General features: G+C 58.9%; 18 protein-coding genes. 13 read left to right on the forward strand and 5 right to left on the reverse strand.

From position 1 onward, the window contains the following. Position 1 precedes the first annotated feature (1 nt). The 3 genes from V6936_RS00160 to V6936_RS00170 form a co-directional block, all read right to left on the reverse strand. Positions 2 to 592: an NUDIX hydrolase gene (locus V6936_RS00160; RefSeq protein WP_003803130.1), complete on the reverse strand. Its 591-nt coding sequence runs from the start codon at positions 590 to 592 to the stop codon at positions 2 to 4. A 20-nt stretch (positions 593 to 612) separates the two neighbouring features. Beyond that, complete coding sequence (locus V6936_RS00165; RefSeq protein ID WP_003803132.1) at positions 613 to 1215, reverse strand: DUF2946 family protein; 603 nt, start codon at positions 1213 to 1215, stop codon at positions 613 to 615. A 110-nt stretch (positions 1216 to 1325) separates the two neighbouring features. Continuing rightward, a complete protein-coding gene (locus V6936_RS00170) occupies positions 1326 to 1883 on the reverse strand; it encodes a MarR family winged helix-turn-helix transcriptional regulator (RefSeq protein ID WP_003803134.1) in 558 nt (185 codons plus the stop codon). A gap of 841 nt (positions 1884 to 2724) precedes the next feature. Between V6936_RS00170 and aspA the strand changes: the two genes are divergently transcribed. After that, the gene (gene aspA, locus V6936_RS00175; RefSeq protein ID WP_003803135.1) at positions 2725 to 4143 is read left to right on the forward strand and encodes an aspartate ammonia-lyase; all 1419 of its coding nucleotides are present in this window, start codon (positions 2725 to 2727) and stop codon (positions 4141 to 4143) included. Positions 4144 to 4517: 374 nt separating this feature from the next. Next, a complete protein-coding gene (hppD, locus tag V6936_RS00180) occupies positions 4518 to 5594 on the forward strand; it encodes a 4-hydroxyphenylpyruvate dioxygenase (protein ID WP_003803137.1) in 1077 nt (358 codons plus the stop codon). A gap of 93 nt (positions 5595 to 5687) precedes the next feature. Here the strand turns inward: hppD and V6936_RS00185 are convergent, their stop codons facing one another. Beyond that, positions 5688 to 6824: an HPP family protein gene (locus V6936_RS00185; RefSeq protein ID WP_003803139.1), complete on the reverse strand. Its 1137-nt coding sequence runs from the start codon at positions 6822 to 6824 to the stop codon at positions 5688 to 5690. A gap of 56 nt (positions 6825 to 6880) precedes the next feature. Further along, positions 6881 to 7321 (reverse strand): hypothetical protein, encoded by a 441-nt coding sequence (locus V6936_RS00190; protein ID WP_003803141.1) that lies wholly within the window; start codon positions 7319 to 7321, stop codon positions 6881 to 6883. Between the two features lie 125 nt (positions 7322 to 7446). Between V6936_RS00190 and gspG the strand changes: the two genes are divergently transcribed. Genes gspG through gspF form a run of 11 tightly spaced genes read left to right on the forward strand, consistent with a single transcriptional unit; the run spans position 7447 to position 17414 of the window. Further along, positions 7447 to 7917 carry a type II secretion system major pseudopilin GspG gene (gspG, locus tag V6936_RS00195; RefSeq protein WP_336579222.1) on the forward strand — a complete coding sequence of 157 codons (471 nt, stop codon included), beginning with the start codon at positions 7447 to 7449 and terminating at the stop codon, positions 7915 to 7917. A 1-nt stretch (position 7918) separates the two neighbouring features. Next, complete coding sequence (locus V6936_RS00200) at positions 7919 to 8389, forward strand: prepilin-type N-terminal cleavage/methylation domain-containing protein (protein WP_131070833.1); 471 nt, start codon at positions 7919 to 7921, stop codon at positions 8387 to 8389. Next, positions 8386 to 8745 (forward strand): type II secretion system minor pseudopilin GspI, encoded by a 360-nt coding sequence (gene gspI, locus V6936_RS00205; protein WP_003803147.1) that lies wholly within the window; start codon positions 8386 to 8388, stop codon positions 8743 to 8745. Before V6936_RS00200 ends, gspI begins: the two co-directional genes overlap by 4 nt. Next, positions 8742 to 9341, forward strand: coding sequence for a PulJ/GspJ family protein (locus V6936_RS00210; protein ID WP_003803149.1), 600 nt, complete (start codon positions 8742 to 8744; stop codon positions 9339 to 9341). Before gspI ends, V6936_RS00210 begins: the two co-directional genes overlap by 4 nt. Beyond that, positions 9338 to 10198: a type II secretion system minor pseudopilin GspK gene (gene gspK / locus V6936_RS00215; RefSeq protein WP_003803151.1), complete on the forward strand. Its 861-nt coding sequence runs from the start codon at positions 9338 to 9340 to the stop codon at positions 10196 to 10198. The genes V6936_RS00210 and gspK overlap by 4 nt, the downstream gene beginning before the upstream one ends. Before the next feature lie 4 nt (positions 10199 to 10202). Beyond that, on the forward strand, positions 10203 to 11165 hold the full coding sequence (locus V6936_RS00220; protein ID WP_336579223.1) for a GspL/Epsl periplasmic domain-containing protein: 963 nt from the start codon (positions 10203 to 10205) through the stop codon (positions 11163 to 11165). Then, positions 11162 to 11713, forward strand: a complete 552-nt coding sequence (gspM, locus tag V6936_RS00225) for a type II secretion system protein GspM (protein ID WP_336579225.1) — start codon at positions 11162 to 11164, stop codon at positions 11711 to 11713. Before V6936_RS00220 ends, gspM begins: the two co-directional genes overlap by 4 nt. Further along, positions 11710 to 12456 carry a type II secretion system protein N gene (gene gspN, locus V6936_RS00230; protein WP_059318586.1) on the forward strand — a complete coding sequence of 249 codons (747 nt, stop codon included), beginning with the start codon at positions 11710 to 11712 and terminating at the stop codon, positions 12454 to 12456. The genes gspM and gspN overlap by 4 nt, the downstream gene beginning before the upstream one ends. A 13-nt stretch (positions 12457 to 12469) precedes the next feature. Then, positions 12470 to 14782 (forward strand): type II secretion system secretin GspD, encoded by a 2313-nt coding sequence (gene gspD, locus V6936_RS00235; protein WP_336579226.1) that lies wholly within the window; start codon positions 12470 to 12472, stop codon positions 14780 to 14782. Next, complete coding sequence (gene gspE / locus V6936_RS00240; RefSeq protein WP_059318588.1) at positions 14779 to 16197, forward strand: type II secretion system ATPase GspE; 1419 nt, start codon at positions 14779 to 14781, stop codon at positions 16195 to 16197. The genes gspD and gspE overlap by 4 nt, the downstream gene beginning before the upstream one ends. 14 nt (positions 16198 to 16211) lie before the next feature. Continuing rightward, positions 16212 to 17414, forward strand: coding sequence for a type II secretion system inner membrane protein GspF (gene gspF, locus V6936_RS00245; RefSeq protein ID WP_003803166.1), 1203 nt, complete (start codon positions 16212 to 16214; stop codon positions 17412 to 17414). Positions 17415 to 17645: the final 231 nt, after the last annotated feature.

The following is a 17645-nucleotide window of genomic DNA, read 5'->3' on the forward strand; positions in this document are numbered from 1 at the left end:
ATTACTCGTGGTCGCGGGGGGCGATATCAAACTCGTGGATTTGGAAGCGGCCGGCTTTGTGGTCCTGAACGTAGCGTTCCAGCGTGGCGCTGACCGTACGGAAAGCCAGCTGGTCCCACGGAATTTCGTCCAGGTGAAAAAAGCGCGCTTCCAGGGATTCCGGGCCGGGGTCCAGCACATCGCTAGTGACTTTGGCCAGATAGTACACATGCACCTGTTCTGCATAGGGCACGCTGATGACGGTAAAAAGCGGGCCGGGTTCGACCTGTGCGCCCGCTTCTTCGCCCATTTCACGCAAGGCGCCCTGCACCAGGGTCTCGCCCAGCTCCATAAAGCCGGCCGGCAGCGTCCAGGTGTTGTAGCGTGGCTCGATGGCTCGACGGCACAGCAAGACCTGATCGTCTTTCCACATAGGAACGATACCGACCACATTGCGAGGGTTCTGATAGTGAACGGCCCCACAGTTTTCGCAGACGTCGCGCATGCGGTTATCGTCTGGCGGCACCATGCGTGTCAGCTTGCTGCCACATTGAGTGCAAAAGTTTTGTGTACGAGGGGCGGGAAAATAAAAAGAGGCGGATGGCTGGGTCATGCAGATTCTGTGAGGGCGGTTCAAGTTGGATCGGGCTCTGGCAAAACAATATACGCCAATTCCCGGGCCGGTGACACGCAGGAAGACCACACCGTCAACGGACAGGCATCGGGATAGGCGGGCAATGTCCAGCCTTCGTAGTGGCAGGGCTGCCCCAGATCCAGGCTGTCCAGTCCCTGATCGGCTGAGCGCAGTTGGTCCAGCAAGGCAGCAATATCACGGCCTGACAGCAAGGCGGGACCGGCAGGCGTGCGCAGATAGAGTGTGCCCTGGGCACTGAGATACCAGGCCTGGATGGTGTCGACTTGTCTGCCCGTATGGTCTTGTAAATGAAGCAGGTCCTGGGCCAGAGACACGATCAGGGGGGCAGCGTCCAGCCGAACGTAGACTCGTTGAGGGCCATTCTGAATAAACCAGCGGCCTTGCTCATCGCTCTGGTAGTTGCGATTGAAAAAAGCCAGCAGCCCTGGATGAGTGATGCGCTCACCGGGCTGCTCGGGATACCGGTTGGCATCACCGGCCCGATGATGACGCCAGTGGCCGGATTGATCCAGGGAAAGATAGCCGCTGACAGCGGGGACATTGGGCCATTTTTTCATGGCTTCAATAACGGCGGTATCCATAGAGTTAGCCTGGCAGGGGGGTAAACAAAGGGTGGCAGCCATACTGGCGCCACCCTTGATGGGAGAGGGGCGACAGCACAGTCGCCCCACGGGCAAGACGGTCTGGTGTCTTAAGCCATATAACTGCGTTGCAGGGTACCGGGCAGGGGGTGCGAGTGAGTCTTTTCAACTTTGACTTCCGGCGTTTCATTGCCTTGCAAGGCTTTGGATAACAAACTGGACAAGCGTTGGCGCATATCCTGTGGCACATGACTGAGGGCATCCGAGAGCCAGTCGATGTAATAGGGCAACAGGTGTTCGCACAATTCGTGTCCGGCTTCGGTGAGTTTAACAGTGAGCACACGGCGGTCTGAGGTATTGTTTTGTCGCACCAGCAACTGCTGCTGTTCCAGTCCGTCAAGCAGCCCGGTAATGGTGGCCCGGGTGACACCGGCCTGCTCTGCCAACAGAGCCGGGCTCAGCCCCGACGGCTGGCGGCTAAGCAAAAACAACAGGACCAGACGTCCTTCGGATAGGCCGAACTCGTTCAAAACAGTGCTGGAGGCGCGATTAATGCTGGAGGCCAGCGACAGAACGCGCAAACACAGTTCGATATCCTCGGTTTTAGGATGAGCCCGGCGCTGTGATTCGCTCAGGATGGTTTGATATTTCAGATCGAGTAATTTCATAGTGCTGTGCCGTTAAGGAGGGCGCGGCAAAGAGCAGTAGTTATTTAGAAAGAATCAACAAAACCCAATAAAAACGGGTTTGCTTTCTTTTATTACTGAGCCGCTGCTTTTAATGTGGAAATTGATCTTATTTTTTAATTCCATTTTGTCTGATTTAAACATCTTTTATTGATCAGGAATTTTCATTTAGTAAAATAAGACCAGTTTTTTTCAGTATAGGCAGCCATACTTTTATGGAATAGCGTTAAAGCCTGGGTATACTCTTTCGCCTTCCTTTTTTTCTCAAACTGCAAGGTGTGTGAACTTCCTATCGGTCTGTCACGACGATCTGATGCCTTCTGTGCCTGGGAGTCTTATGACATTTAGGCCCCAAAATGATGCAAGCGCGCAACGTTCATCACGTCGGAACCCTTAGCAGGTTGCAGGCAGGATGAGCGAGCTATGCCAGACATACACGGCTAAATTAAGCGTGTTTTCAACCGTAGGTTCGTCCGATAAGGCAGCTCAATCCAAGAAAAACCGTAAAACGGCGTACACGCGTGCGCTCGGCGTTTACAATGTTCCCAGCGCTTCCCGAGCTCGACGATGCCTTCAAAAAAGGCGGTTGGATCATTCACCCCGCGTGGCGGATTGCAATAGAGGCCCGTTTTTTACGGGCCTTTGCTTTCCAGATTTGGATGCAAGCATTATCCAAAGCTTATTGGCGGTATTTGCCAGCATGTCCCCGAGCCCCTGCCAAGTTCGCAAGAAATGGCAGGGCTTTGTTCCGTTTGTAGTCCGGGATCGAGTATGAGGCGTGTCAGAAAAGTCTTGCTATCGTTATTAAGGAAACGAAGGAATTATGAGTCAGTTCCGTATCGAACATGATTTGCTGGGAGACCGACAAGTCCCCGATGAAGTCTATTATGGTGTTCATACCTTGCGTGCCAAGGAGAATTTCCACATTACCGGTACGCCTATTTCAACTTACCCGGAACTGATTAATGCTCTGGCGCTGGTCAAGCAGGCCGCTGCGCAGGCCAATTTCAAACTGGGTTTGTTGGAGCAGGACAAGCACGATGCCATCGTGGCGGCATGTCAAGCCGTTCAAACGGGTAAATGTCACGAGCATTTCGTGGTAGATATGATTCAAGGTGGCGCCGGTACCTCGACCAATATGAATGCCAACGAGGTTATTTGTAATCTGGCCTTGGAGCATATGGGTCACAAGCGGGGCGAATACCAGTATCTTCACCCCAATGAAGATGTGAACATGGCCCAAAGCACCAACGACGTTTACCCGACGGCGCTGCATCTGGCGGCCTACCGTTCGCTGGACCCCTTGTTTGCCTCCATGGAGCGTTTGCGTGATGCGTTCCTGAAAAAGTCCGAGGAATTCTCCTCGTACATGAAGATTGGTCGCACCCAGCTGCAAGATGCAGTGCCCATGACCCTGGGTCAGGAGTTCAACGCGTTTGCCACCATGATTAACGAAGACATCGTGCGCCTGAAGGAATCGCGCAAACTGATGTGTGACGTGAATCTGGGCGGTACCGCCATTGGCACGGGCATTACGGCCCACCCTGATTACGCCGAGCTGGCGGTGGCTGCCTTGTCTGAGCTGTCCGGTGTGCCGTTGCGCGTATCGGCGGACCTGATCGAAGCAACGCAGGATTGCGGTGGTTTCCTGCACCTGTCGGGCGTGTTGAAGCGCGCTGCCGTCAAACTGTCCAAGCTGTCCAATGACTTGCGTCTGCTCTCGAGCGGTCCTCGTGCCGGTATGGGTGAAATTTGTCTGCCTGCCGTGCAAGCTGGCTCGTCCATCATGCCTGGCAAGGTCAATCCGGTGATTCCAGAAGTGGTCAACCAGGTTGCCTTTGAAGTGATCGGTGCTGACATGACCGTGACCATGGCCGCCGAAGCAGGTCAACTGCAGTTGAACGCGTTTGAGCCCGTGATTATTCATTCCCTGTTGCGTAGCATGGCTTTGTTGAGCAATGCATGCGACACGTTGACTCAGTTCTGCGTGGTGGGGATCACGGCCAACCGTGAATGCCTGGAGAGCAATATCGAGCGTTCCATTTCGCTGGTGACTGCCTTGAATCCGTTCATCGGTTACAAAGCGGCTACCTCGGTTGCCGCCGAAGCCTTCCAGACCGGTACCAACATTCGTGATGTGGTTCTCAAGCGTGGCCTGATGGACGCTGAAACCCTGAACGAGGTATTGCGTGCCGAATCGCTGATCCAACCCCGTGATCTGCGTGCTGCTGACCCAGCCTGAACCATTCTGAACCAGGCCTGATTTGGCCAGTCTTGGCCGACGCCGGTAACAGTTTGGGAAGCCTCCATTGTGGAGGCTTTTTTCTGCCCGCTTGTTTCGTGTCAGAGGCCGGGTGGTTTAGACCGCTAGGGTAATGCTCTATGGCGGTTGAGCGACGGCCCCCCTCATAATGGGAATCGGCATCGGGAGCGCATTTCGGGTTCCCGCCCACTGGAGCAGAGCCTGTGAGAGTTCTGGGATTTCAATTGTTGTTTGGTGATCACTTGGCACGCAGTGTGCGCGGGGTATCCTGCGCGCCCCCCTGCACGGTCTGAGTCCAAGTTGCAAGGCGTTTCACGCCATCTTTGATTACCTGATTACAACTGGAGTCTGCCATGACTGACTTGTTTGACAATCCTATGGGCCTGATGGGCTTTGAGTTCATCGAATTTGCCTCTCCCCAGCCTGGTCTGATGGAACCCGTCTTTGCGATGATGGGATTTACCAAAGTGGCCGTGCACCGTTCCAAGAAAGTCTCTCTGTATCGCCAGGGGGAAATCAATCTGATCCTGAACGAAGAACCCAAGAGTCAGGCGGCTTATTTTGCAGCCGAGCATGGCCCATCGGCTTGCGGCATGGCGTTTCGGGTGCGCGATGCGCAAAAAGCGTACGAGCGCGCACTGGAACTGGGCGCCCAGCCTGTGGACATTCCGACCGGCCCCATGGAGTTGCGTTTGCCCGCCATCAAGGGCATCGGCGGCGCTCCCCTGTACCTGATCGACCGCTTTGGCGAAGGTAACTCCATTTACGATATCGACTTTGTTTATCTGGAAGGGGTGGACCGTCATCCTGTGGGTGCAGGTCTTAAAGAGATCGATCACCTGACCCATAATGTCTACCGCGGTCGCATGGCCTACTGGGCCCAGTTCTACGAGCATCTGTTCAATTTCCGCGAGATTCGCTACTTCGATATCAAGGGGGAGTACACCGGTCTGACCTCCAAGGCGATGACGGCTCCCGATGGCAAAATTCGTATTCCTTTGAATGAGGAGTCCGCCAAGGGGTCGGGCCAGATCGAAGAGTTCCTGATGCAATTTAACGGGGAAGGGATTCAGCACGTTGCCTTTCTGACAGACGATCTGATTGCCACTTGGGACAAGCTCAAGGCGATGGGCATGCGTTTTATGACTGCGCCACCACAAACCTATTACGAGATGCTGGAGGGCCGCTTGCCCGGACATGGCGAGCCTACTGCCGAGTTGCAACGCCGCGGCATCTTGCTCGATGGCACATCGGAAGGGGGCAACCGCCGTCTCTTGCTGCAGATTTTTTCTGAAACCTTGATGGGCCCGGTGTTTTTCGAGTTCATCCAGCGCAAGGGTGATGACGGCTTTGGTGAAGGCAACTTCAAGGCCTTGTTTGAATCGATTGAGCGCGACCAGCTGCGTCGGGGTGTCTTGCAGGCACAGTAAAGCGGTTCCGTGCCAGTGCTCACACGACTGGCGCTGACCTGTCCCTCCTGTTTGGCGATGGCAAACAGGGGGATTTTTTTTGGGGTGTTCTAGCTATTGGCCCTGGATGTTGCGGGCTGGCTGCAGAATGCGAAAGAGCTCCAGCATCAGATCCGACTGAGTAATCATGCCCACCAGCTCTTGGTGATCGTTGACCACCGGCATGTGGCGATGCCGTCCCTGGCTGAACAGGGGGATCAGTTCGGCCACCGACCAGTTGGCATTGGCAGTGACGGCGGGACTGGTCATGATATCGGCCACGGTAGGTGCCGAACGCTGTCGGGGGCTCAGGAAGCGCCGGAGTCGCTGGCGCAGATTATCGGGCTGATCCAGCCCGGCACGCTGTAAAAAGTCAGACAGGGCCAGAATGCCGATCACCTGCTTGTTCTGGTCCAGCACCGGCAAGGCCTTGATCCTGCGCTCGCGCATCAGGTCCCAGGCCTGTTGCAAGGGCGTGTCGGCCTGGCAGGACAGCGGGGCATCGTTCATCAGGCTCGCGCAGCGACGGGTGCCCAGATTGCGCCGGAATGCCGACTGATGCACATAGCTGACCAGTTTTTCCAGATCATCGTGACTGATATTCAGCGTCTGCTTGTAATGGCTAAGCGCTGCATCATAATCCTGGTCGGTAAAGCGTGATGGTGTCGTGACCGCGCGCGTGGCGGGTTTATGGACTGGCGGGTAAGCCACGCCTGTCAGGCGGTTGTACAGCATGCCAAGCATAATCAGCAGGCTGGAGTCAAACATCACCGGAAACAGCACGAAGTCATAATTCTGAATGCCATTGAGGGCCGGAAAGACGGCCATCGCCAGGCTGGGCGGGTGGACGCAGCGCAAGGCCAGCATGACCGGCATGCTCAGGCACACGGCCATCGTAATAGCAGCAATCGGATGAGGAAGAAAAATCGCGCAGCTAATGCCCGTCAGCGCGCCCACCAGATTGCCCAGCAACACATTCCAGGGCTGAGCCAGGGGGCTGGTCGGAACCAGGAAAATCAGCAAGGCACTGGCTGCCAGAGAGGCCACCAGCCAATGATGTGTATGCGCAAAATCCGACAGGTACAGGCTCAGGGAGGAAACAATCAGCACGCTGAGCGTGGCACCAAAGGTGGCACGCAACATTTCCGGGCGTGCAATGGCCAGGGACTTGGGGCGCAGGCTGTCAAACCAGTGACGAAGTAAAGCGGGCATTAGCCACCAGGGCAAAGAAGGACGACAGCCTCAGATCATACTGCTAACTGTTTATGTCAGGGCTGAGCCCCTTGCCGGATACCGGGAATGGCAACAGGACCTTTGCGCTCGGTGGCGATGTGCTGAGGGACGGAATCGACTGTGATCACGATGTGCTCGCGCTGTATCGAGTCCAGCAACACGCCGGGAGCCAGCTCCTGACCAGGGCGATACGCCCGTACAGACTGCTGATTGATACTGAGCAGGGCGGCGCCGCCCGTGCCGCTCACAATCATGCCGTGCAAGCGCAACTCCGGCAGGGCCGTGCTGCCGCCAAACCATTGCGCGATTTGCCGGGTGCTGATCTGCTCACTGTGGTCTTCGTCCAGCACGGGAGCAATCGTGTCCTGCGAAGGTAGGAACAGGTTGATCAGCAGCGTGATCAAGGCCAGCACAACGCCGGCCTGACACAAACGCAGCCAAAGATGTGACGGAAATATGGCGGAAATAATACCCATTTAGACTGCATCGCATAGTGCTTTGGCAGACGGCCTGTTTGGCTGTCTTAAGAGCTCTTATTGTGCGTGTGCTGCATGAAGCCCGTATGACAGGAGCTTGTCTTTTTGGGTGACTTACTTCTTTCATGTCTCGTCCTATTTTATTTCGTACGCCGGCGCGTACCCTGGCCAGACCGGCCCGCTCGCGCGTTCAACAAGGTTTTTCTCTGATTGAGGTCATGGTGGTCGTGGTCATCATGGGCATTATGGCGGCCTTGGTAGTTCCCAGCCTCATGGATCGCCCCGATCAGGCGCGCGCAGTGGCGGCCCGTCAGGACATTGCCGCCCTGACCCAGGCGCTCAAGCTGTATCGCCTGGATAACGGTCGCTACCCCAGCACGGCCCAAGGTCTGGCTGCCTTGCATCAGCGGCCCTCGCAGCCGCCAGAGCCTCGTAACTGGCGCTCGTATATGGACCGTTTGCCTAATGACCCTTGGGGCAATCCCTATCAGTATCTGCAACCCGGCGTTAATGGCGAGATCGATGTGTTCTCCTTGGGGGCGGACGGGCAGGCCGGCGGGTCCGGCAGTGACGCGGACATAGGCAACTGGGACTGACGTGACACAACGGGGCTTTTCCTTGATCGAGACTTTGGTGGTCTTGCTGATCGTGGGCATCGTCAGCAGCGCCGGCTTGAGTGTGCTGGTACTGGATCGTGATCAGGAAATACAGCGGGAAGCCCGCCAGCTGGCTCTGCGCCTGGCCGATGTACAGCGCTATGTGCGTGAAAGCGGCCGAAGTGTGATCTGGAGTGCCGATCAGCAGGGTTATCGCTTCAGCCTGATTCCGGATGCCACCGATGGTTCCAGCCCAACGCCGGGCTGGTTGCGCGACCAGGCCCGCTTTGCACAATTGTTTCCTGCGCGCTCCTGGTCGCTGGAGGCGCTGCGTGTGCGCCTGGAACCGGCAGGACCGTGGGTTTTCGTCAATGAGTGGTTGTCTGCGCCGCGTCAGCTGGAGCTGGATGATGGTCATGAGGTCCTGCATTTGCGCAGCGATCCCACGGGCCTTTTTGATGTGCAGTCATGACTGAGCGCGGCATGAGTTTGATAGAAGTATTGATTGCGCTGGCCATTGTGTCGGTGGCGCTGACTGCCGGGCTGCGGGCGCTGGGATTGAGTGCCTCGGGCAGCCAGGCCATGCATGAGCGCAGCCTGGCCTTGCTGGCCGCCGACAGCGTGATGGCCGAGATGCGATTGCGTCGTCTGTTTCCCGAGCCCGGTGAAACGGTGGTGTCGTGTCGCCAAGGGGGCTTGGATCTGCAGTGCAGACAGACGGTGCAACCCACGGCCAATCGTTTCTTTCGTCAGGTGACGATTCAGACTTTCTTGCCCAATGGCCCCGTGCTGACTGAACTGCATGCGACCCTGGCGTCCTTGCCATGACAGAGCCGGCTCAGGAGGGATTTACGCTGGTGGAAATGTTGGTGGCCTTGACCATCATGGCCTTGATCAGCCTGATGTCCTGGCGTGGTCTGGACGCAGTCTTGCACGCCGATGAGCAACTCAGTCGTCAGGCGCGTCAGACCCAGGCCCTGTTCAATGTCCTGTCCCAAATGGGGCGCGATCTGGAACTGCATCTACCCCCCGTGCTGTCTGCCCAAGACCCGGGCGCAGCGACGGCGGTCCTGCCGGCCAGTATCCGCTGGCAGGCTCAGGGCGAGGGGCCGGCCATCCTGATGATTGAGCGTCGCGCCGACGCAGGGGCGGGCACCCAGCATATTCAATGGCGTTTGCAGCATGGGGTTTTGCAACGAGCGATGAGTCTGGCCGGAACGGCTTACCCCTTGCCCGAACTGGGACCTTTGCAAGATGTTCTGGAGCAGGTCAGCGCATGGAATTTACGTATCTGGATTCCGGCGCGCGGCTGGCAAAGTTGGCCCTGGCCCGAGCAGGCGGGAGCAGCGGCCACAGGAATCGAGCTGACCGTGCAGCTCGAAGGTCAGGAGCATCCCTATCGCAAGGTGGTGATGCTGCTATGACACGCGCCAGACAACAAGGCATGGCCGTGATCAATGCGTTGGTGCTGGTGATGGCGGTGTCCATTGCCACCATGGGCATTGTGCAGCGTCAAAGCGGGCTGGCAAGCCAGTTGGCCAGTGAGCGTGACTATCTTCAGGCCAACTGGTTGCTTCGTGGTGCGCTGGATTGGGCGGTGCTGGTACTGCGCCTGGATTCGCAGCGCACGGCGGTCACTCACAAGGGTGGTCTGTGGGCCCAGGCCCTCAGTGAGCTCAAGGTAGAGACGCCGGACAAGACCCGGGCTGCCTATTTCTCCGGTTACATCCAGGATGAGCAGGGCAAGTTCAATCTGGCCCTGTTATTGCGGGAGGGGCGTGTACAGGCCATGTATGTGCAGGCGCTGGAGCAGTTGCTGCGCAGTATTCAGCAAACGCCTTCTCTGGCGCTTGAGCTGGCTCAGCGCCTGGAGCGGGCACAGGCGGGGCAGGCACCCTGGCCCACTCATTTGCAGGATTTCTTCCCGGATGCACCCGTACTGGCCAAGCAGTTGGAGCCTTATCTGAGCTATTTGCCGCAGGCCAAGTCTCTGAATGTGAATACGGCCAGCGCTCAGGTGCTCGCCGCCGTGCAGCCCTCGGTCAGTCTGGTGGAGTGGCGAGGACTGCTGGAGCAGCGTGACCGGGGGCAATGGTTCCGGGATCAGGCAGATGTGCAGGCGCGCCTGCAGGCGCAAGAAGGGCTCAAGGGGCAAACACTGACAGTGCGCAGTGAATGGTTTTTATTAAGTGGTGAGTTGCGACTTGACCATAGCCGGGTGGCGACTCAGGCCCTGATCCACAGGGCCGCCGATCGCAGCCGGATTGTCTGGATTCGTTGAAGTGATGAGTAAAGTGCTGCGTATTTATCTGGACGTGCCACCCAGGCTGGGTCAGCCGGTGGACTTTGTGCTGCGGGACAAACGCGCCAAAGTCTTGCGCCGCGGGCGAGGAGAACTTGACGAGCTCAAGACCCAGGCCCGCTCCTTAGAGCTGGTTTTGCCGGCAGGGATGGCAACGGTGACCGAGCTGCGCCTTCCCGCGGTCAGTGCGTCGCGGCGGCAGGCTGTGGCCTGCAGCGCCGTGGAACCCCTGTGTCTGAGTCCGATTGAACAGGTGTGGGTGGCGTGTTCGGCCCCCGATTCTTCCGGGTTGAGTCAGTTGGCCTGGACAGAGCGGCAGCCTTTGCTGGCGTTGGGAGCGCAGGCCCGCCAGACAGGTCTGCCTTTGAGCGCGGTTTATCCCTGGTCCGAGGCTCACGCACAGGATCGACAGGGCAAGGGGCCGAGCGTGACGGTGCCAGCCTGTTCCTTGCTGATGCCCGAGATGGCCGCCAGCGGCACAAGTCGCCTCGTGCGCCACAGCCTTTGGTGGACGCTGGCCGCCGTGCTGAGCTGGACATTGGTTTTGCAGCAGCAGGCACAGGCCTTGCGGTCCCAGACGAAACAGCTGCAGACCCAGATGGAGCAGGCGGTTCGACAAGCCTTGCCGCATTTGCCTGTCATCGTCGCGCCCTTGACGCAGGCCAGCCAGCATCGTGATGCCTTGCTGGCGGAGAAAAGTCCTGCCTCCGCGCCGTTTGATCGCTTGTTGATGAGCAGTGCCATACAGTGGCCAGCCTTGCAGGGGCAGGTGCGCGCACTGCATTTCGACGATCAGCAGTTGCGTCTGACGCTGGCCAGTGACTTGCCGGCACAGCCCTTGCCTGCCGAGTCCGAACTGACCTGGAAGCAGGGGGATTCGGCCCGCCAGTGGGAAATAGGTTTGCGCAAAGAGGGGCAATCCAGCCAGCAGGAGGCACAGCAATGAGCAAATTCACTGCCCTCCAGCCTGTCCTGCTGACCGTGCAAGGCAAGCTCGCCATTGCCAGACAGTATTGGCAGGCCTTGAGCCGCCGGGATCAACTGGCCTTGTCTGTATTGGGCGCTTTGCTGGCCTTGATGTTCTTGTGGCTGCTGCTGGTGCGCCCCGCTGTTCGTGATCTGGCCCTGGCCAAACAGGAATTGCCGCGCCTGCAGTACGAGATGGCGCAGTTGCAAACAGTCTTGGCGCAGATTCATATTCTGGATAAAGCACTGGTGACGTCGGTCGATGCGCAGGGGCAGGACAAGGCCTTGCAGCGCAGTTTGCAAACGTTGGGCGCTCAGTGTCAGACAGAGGAGTCGCCGGTCGGGCAGCGTGTCTTGATCTGTCAGGCCGTAGCGGCTCCGGCCCTGATGGACTGGCTGCTGCAGACTCCCCGTGTTTTGGGTTTTGCTGTCCAGGAGCTCAGTCTCAGTCGCTCGGTGGTGGATAGCCGGGAGCGTGCAGGGCTGCTGGATGGGCGTATTGTGCTGCGCACCGGAGAGCCCTCATGAAAAAACTCACCAAGATTTTCGTGTTGGCCTTGCTGACGATGGGACTGTTGTTGGCCGCGGTGCCTTTTTTGCCAGCCCGTCTGATGCTGATCTGGCAGCCGGAGCGCTTGCCTTTGCGGCTTGAAACCGCGCATGGCAGCCTGGCTTCGGGACAAGGCTTGCTGGTCGTGGGCTCGGGACTGCTGGCCCGTACGGTTCCTGGGCCGGTGAGCTGGCGTTGGCGCTTGACCCCTTGGCCGCAAATGGAATTGAACCATGATTGGCTGGATCAGCCTGTGCGACTGCAAGCCAGCCTGCAGGGCTGGCGAATATCCGGCCAAAGCCTGACGGTGCCCGCAGCACTTTTGGGGCGTCTGCATCCCTTGTTGCAGACCGTGCAACCGCAAGGTCAGTTACAGCTGCGTTGGCCCAGTCAGGCGTTGGCAGCCACGACCGGTCCGCTGCTGGAACTGGACTGGCGCAATGCGCGCTCTGCCTTGGCAGCACAGGCTCAGTTAGGCGATTACCAGTTGCTGGTCAGCCGCAAGAGGCAGGGCGTTCAACTGGGTCTGCGCACACTTCAAGGAGACTTCACTTTGGCCGGGCAAGGTCAGTGGGGGCCGGAGGGCGGCCTGTTTGAAGGGCGCGCTCAACCCAGACAGGCCGACGATCAACGATTTAATGAGTTATTAGAGGCCTTGGGGCCTCAGCGTCAGGGCGTGACCCATTGGCGGATAGCCACAACGACTAGCAAGCAGGATTAACGATATTTTGACTATGAGTACCTTGACTAAACGACTTCCTGGGCTGCGGCCTCGCTTCCTCTTAAGCCTGGGTGCAGCCGTGCTGTTGAGCGCCTGTGCCAGCAATGGTCAGAAACCTGAGCCCGGTCCCGACCCTTCTTCTTTTTTTGCCTCAGTGGGCAAGGCGCCGGTACGCAGCGGGCAGGCTGATCCGCGCTTTGCCAATAGCAATGCGGCCTCTGCGGCCGTCACGCGGCGGGTACCGCAGCGGGTCGGGGGCAGTGCGGCGCCTATCGATTTGCCGGACCCGGCCGAGTTCCCGCAAGGCGACGACATTACGCTCAATTTTGTGGATGCGGAGCTGGATGGCGTGGTGGCGGCTCTGGCCCGTTTCACGGGTCAGAATTTTATTGTGGACCCGCGCGTGAAAGGGCAGTTGACGCTGGTGTCAGAGGTGCCGGTAGACGCCAGAACGGCCTACGAGATGCTGCTGTCGGCGCTGCGGATGCAAGGCTTTGCCGTCCTGCGTAATGGCAAGATCAGTCGGGTGGTCCCTGAAGCCGAAGCGCGCCAGCAGGGCGGTGCGGTGCGGGCGGCTGGTACCGGGGCCAGTGGCAGCGGCGAGCTGGAAACGCGGGTGTTTACCTTGCGTTATGAAAATGCGACCGCCTTGGTTCCGGTGCTGCGGCCGATGATTTCGCCCAATAATCCCATCAATGCCTACCCGTCCAACAATACGCTGGTGGTGACCGATTACGGTGACAATCTGGACCGTATCGCCCAGGTCATTGCGGGGATCGATACCCCCGCGGGCTTGAACACGGACATTATCCCGATTGACTACGGCGTGGCCCTGGATGTGGCAGCCCTGGCCTCGCAAATGCTCGATACGCCCGGCAACGATGTGGCGCAGCGCATTACGGTGGTGGCCGACCCGCGTAGCAACTCGGTCCTGGTGCGGGCAGGCAGTCCGGCCCGGCTGGATCTGGCCCGTGACCTGATCCGGCGTATTGACAGCCCGGAAAGCAATAAAGGCAATTTGCATGTGGTCTATCTGCGCAATGCTCAGGCGGTGCAGCTGGCTGAGGTGCTGCGCGGGGCCCTGACCGGTCAAGCGGCTTCGGGGAACGCGAGCACCGGGAATCAACAGTCAAATAGCAATAGCCTGGCACCCGCCGCCAATGCCGGTATCACCGGCGGTGCCAAGGCCATGGACACGTCGGCCACTGCCAAGCAGCAGCCTCAGGCCGAGATGGGTTTGAGCGCCGCAAACAATGCCAGCGGCACCGTGGCCTTTAGCGCTGGCGGTGCCACTGTGCAGGCTGATCCATCCACGAACACGCTGATCATTTCGGCCCCTGATCCTGTTTACCGCAGCTTGCGTGAAGTGATCGATCAACTGGATCAACGTCGCGCTCAAGTGCTGGTCGAGAGCTTGATTGTGGAGGTGAATGCGGAGAATGCGGCCGAGTTTGGCATCCAGTGGATGACAGGCGGTGGCAATATTGCCGATGGAGGTTCAGGTTTTGTCGGGGGCGCCAATCTGGGCGGCAGCGGGATTAACAAGGCCGGGGTGACCACCCTGGATTCGTTGGCGGCGGGTTTAAGTCTGGGCGTGGTCAAAGGTACGGTGAACGTGCTGGGCCAGCAGATTGTCAATCTGGGCGTCCTGGCCCGGGCGATGGAGCGCCAGGGCGGCATTAATATTCTGTCCACGCCCAACCTGATGACGCTCGATAACGAAGAAGCCAGCATCATGGTGGGCCGTACCGTGCCCTTTGTGACGGGGCAGTACACGACCACGGGTGATGGGGCCAGTAATCCCTTTCAGACCATTCAGCGCGAGGATGTGGGCCTGACCCTGAAAGTGCGTCCGCAGATCTCCGAAGGTGGGACCGTCAAGATGGCTCTGTACCAGGAGGTCAGCAGCCTGGACCCTACGACGTCGGTATCACCCAGCACGCCTGTCACGCGTAAACGTGCGCTTAGTACCAATGTGCTGGTCGATGATGGGCAGATTATTGTGCTGGGCGGCTTATTGGAAGACTCGATTGAGGATGGTCAGCAGTCGGTTCCCTTGCTGGGCGATATTCCGTTGGTGGGCAATCTTTTTAAATACGAGAAGCGCAAGCGCAGCAAGACTAATCTGATGGTGTTTTTGCGCCCCCATATCGTGCGCAATGCCCAGGATAGCCAGAGCTTGTCCCTGGACCGCTACAACTATATGCGTGCGCTGCAGACCACTTTGCCGGACCGCTCCACCTGGTTCCATCCGGATGCGGAGCATATGGTGCTGCCACAAGCTGCCGGCGCGCCAGGCGCCGTCGACTTGCGGGAGACACTATGAGTCGTTTGCCGTATTCCTGGGCACGTCAGCACCGGGCCGTGCTGACGCAGCAGCAAGGCGTGGGAACGCGGGTCATCAGCGAGCGCACGCCAGATTGGGCTTTGGTGGAGTTGCGTCGTCGTTACCCCGAGTTCGAGGAACGGCAAGTGCCCGATGCCCAGCTCGACACCCTGATTGATACCAGTTATGCGCAGGGAGACGATGCCGCCAGCGTGGTGGATGCGGCGGCCAATGAGGTGGACCTGGATCGCTTGATGCAGGAATTGCCCGCCGTGACCGATTTGCTGGAGAACCAGGACGATGCACCGGTTATCCGCATGATTAACGCCTTGTTCACCCAGGCAGTGCGGGACGGAGCGAGTGATATTCACCTGGAGCCCTATGAAACCCATTCGGTGGTGCGTTACCGGGTGGATGGCCGTTTGCGCGATATTGTCAGCCCACGGCGCGCCTTGCACGGTGCCCTGGTGTCGCGTATCAAGATCATGGCCAGCCTGGATATTGCTGAAAAGCGGCTCCCTCAGGATGGCCGCATCGCCCTGAAGGTGGGGGGGCGGGCCCTGGACCTGCGCGTATCGATTCTGCCTACCGGCCATGGCGAGCGTGCCGTCATGCGTTTGCTGGACAAGTCGGCCGGACAACTGGAGCTGGAGCGGCTGGGAATGGCCCCGGACATCCTGGCCCAGCTTGATGAGCTGATTCACCAGCCTCATGGCATTGTGCTGGTCACCGGGCCCACCGGCAGCGGGAAAACCACAACCTTGTATGCAGCCTTGGGTCGCGTCGACACAGCGCGCAGCAATGTGCTCACCGTCGAAGACCCGATTGAGTATGACTTGCCCGGCGTAGGCCAGACGCAGGTCAATCCGCGTATTGAACTGAGCTTTGCACGCGCCTTGCGTGCCATCTTGCGGCAGGACCCGGACATTATCATGATCGGAGAAATCCGCGACCTGGAAACGGCGCAGATTGCGGTGCAGGCATCCCTGACCGGCCATCTGGTCCTGGCCACCTTGCACACCAACGATGCCGTGTCTGCTGCTACCCGTCTGGTGGATATGGGGGTGGAGCCGTTTTTGCTGGCGTCCACGCTGCGCGGTGTGCTGGCCCAGCGGCTGATACGCAAGCTGTGCCTGCATTGTCGTCAGCCCGCGGACCAGGGGCAGTATCGAGCCAGCCCGGAAGGTTGTGAACAGTGCGGCCATACCGGTTACCAGGGGCGCACCGGTATTCACGAGCTGTATCGGATTGATGAGCGGGCCCAGCACCTGTTAAATGCCGCGGGTGCCGAAGCCGCCTTGCGACAGGCAGCCCGTGAATCGGGCATGCGCAGCTTGCGCGAGGATGCCCAGCGCTGGGTGGAGCAGGGCATCAGCACCCAGGAAGAAGTGTTGCGCGTCACGCGCGAGTTATAGGCGGGTCAAACAAGATGGGTACCTATCACTATGAGGCGGTGGATCAGACCGGGCGCAGCGAGCGGGGCGTCGTGGAAGCCGACAGTGAGCGTCTGGCACGCCAGCAGTTGTTGACCCGTGGTCTGTTGACTGTTTCCCTGAAAGCGGGACGAAGTCGTGCCGCCGCTCGCGCCCGTAGTGCAGGCTTGCGCCGTACCGAGCTGGCCTGGTTGACCCGTCAACTGGCCAGTCTGGTGGCGGCTGGGCTGTCTCTGGAAGCCAGTCTGGGCGTGGTGATCGAGCAGTCCACCCGACGTCCGATGGTCCAGCTGCTGGCAGCCCTGCGTGCGGATATCCGTGCCGGTCATAGCCTGAGTGATGCCTTGGCCAGTCACCCGCGCGACTTCCCGGAAATTTATCGGGCACTGGTGCGGGCGGGCGAGCAGTCCGGAGAGCTGGAGCAGGTGCTGGACCGCTTGGCCAGTTTTATCGAAGAGAGCGGTGCCCTGCGAGGCAAGGTCTTGACGGCCTTTATTTATCCCGCCATCGTCAGCCTGATCTCCGTGGCGATGGTGGTGTTCTTGCTCAGCTATGTGGTCCCGCAAGTGGTGGGCGCGTTTACTCAGGCCAAGCAGCAGTTGCCTTTGCTGACCCGTGTAATGATCAGCGCCAGCGATTTGCTGCGTGAATGGGGAGGGGTTCTGTTTCTTGTGTTGTTGCTAGGGGGCGCCCTGGTGGCGTTTCTATTGCGACAACCGGCCTTGAAGCAGGCCTTTCACCGACGCTTGTTAGGGGCGCCGATTCTGGGCAGCTATTTGCTGGGGGTGGACACTGCTCGTTTTGCTGCCACGCTGGCGATTTTGGCTGGCAGTAATGTGGCCTTGCTGACTGCTCTGGAAGCTGCCGGACGCACGGTGTCCAATCTGGCCTTGCGTGACGCCGTCAATCAGGCAGCGGTCCATGTGCGTGAGGGTCTGCCTTTGGCGAGCGCATTGCAACGCAGTGGCCTGTTTCCGCCCTTACTGGTGCAATTGATTGCCAGTGGAGAAAAAACCGGTGAACTGGCTCCCATGCTGGACCGGGCGGCAAGGACTTTGTCGACCGAGCTGGAGCGCAAGGCCCTGACCATGACTGCCTTGCTGGAGCCGTTGATGATCTTGCTGATGGGCGGCCTGGTACTGCTGATCGTGCTGGCCGTCATGTTGCCCATTATTGAGATGAATCAGTTGGTGCAGTAAGCGGGTGTGGCAATACACATGCAAGGCGAAAGGCGCAGAGCGGTTTATCCTGATGCAGCATGCCGTGCTGGGCCTGCCCCATCGCCTGGGGGCAGTCAGTAGGGCGCGGCGTGTTCAGCCCGTAGCCTGTGCTTGGCTTTTGCATTGCCCGCTTGTCTATGCGGGTCAGGTACAGAGACTTCACATTCCTTGAGGCGGTGTGCCCGTTTGCCAGGCATAGCTCACTGATGG

It is taken from the genome of Alcaligenes sp. CHO6, from assembly GCF_037120595.1.
GTDB classification, from domain to species: Bacteria; Pseudomonadota; Gammaproteobacteria; order Burkholderiales; family Burkholderiaceae_B; genus Alcaligenes; species Alcaligenes ammonioxydans.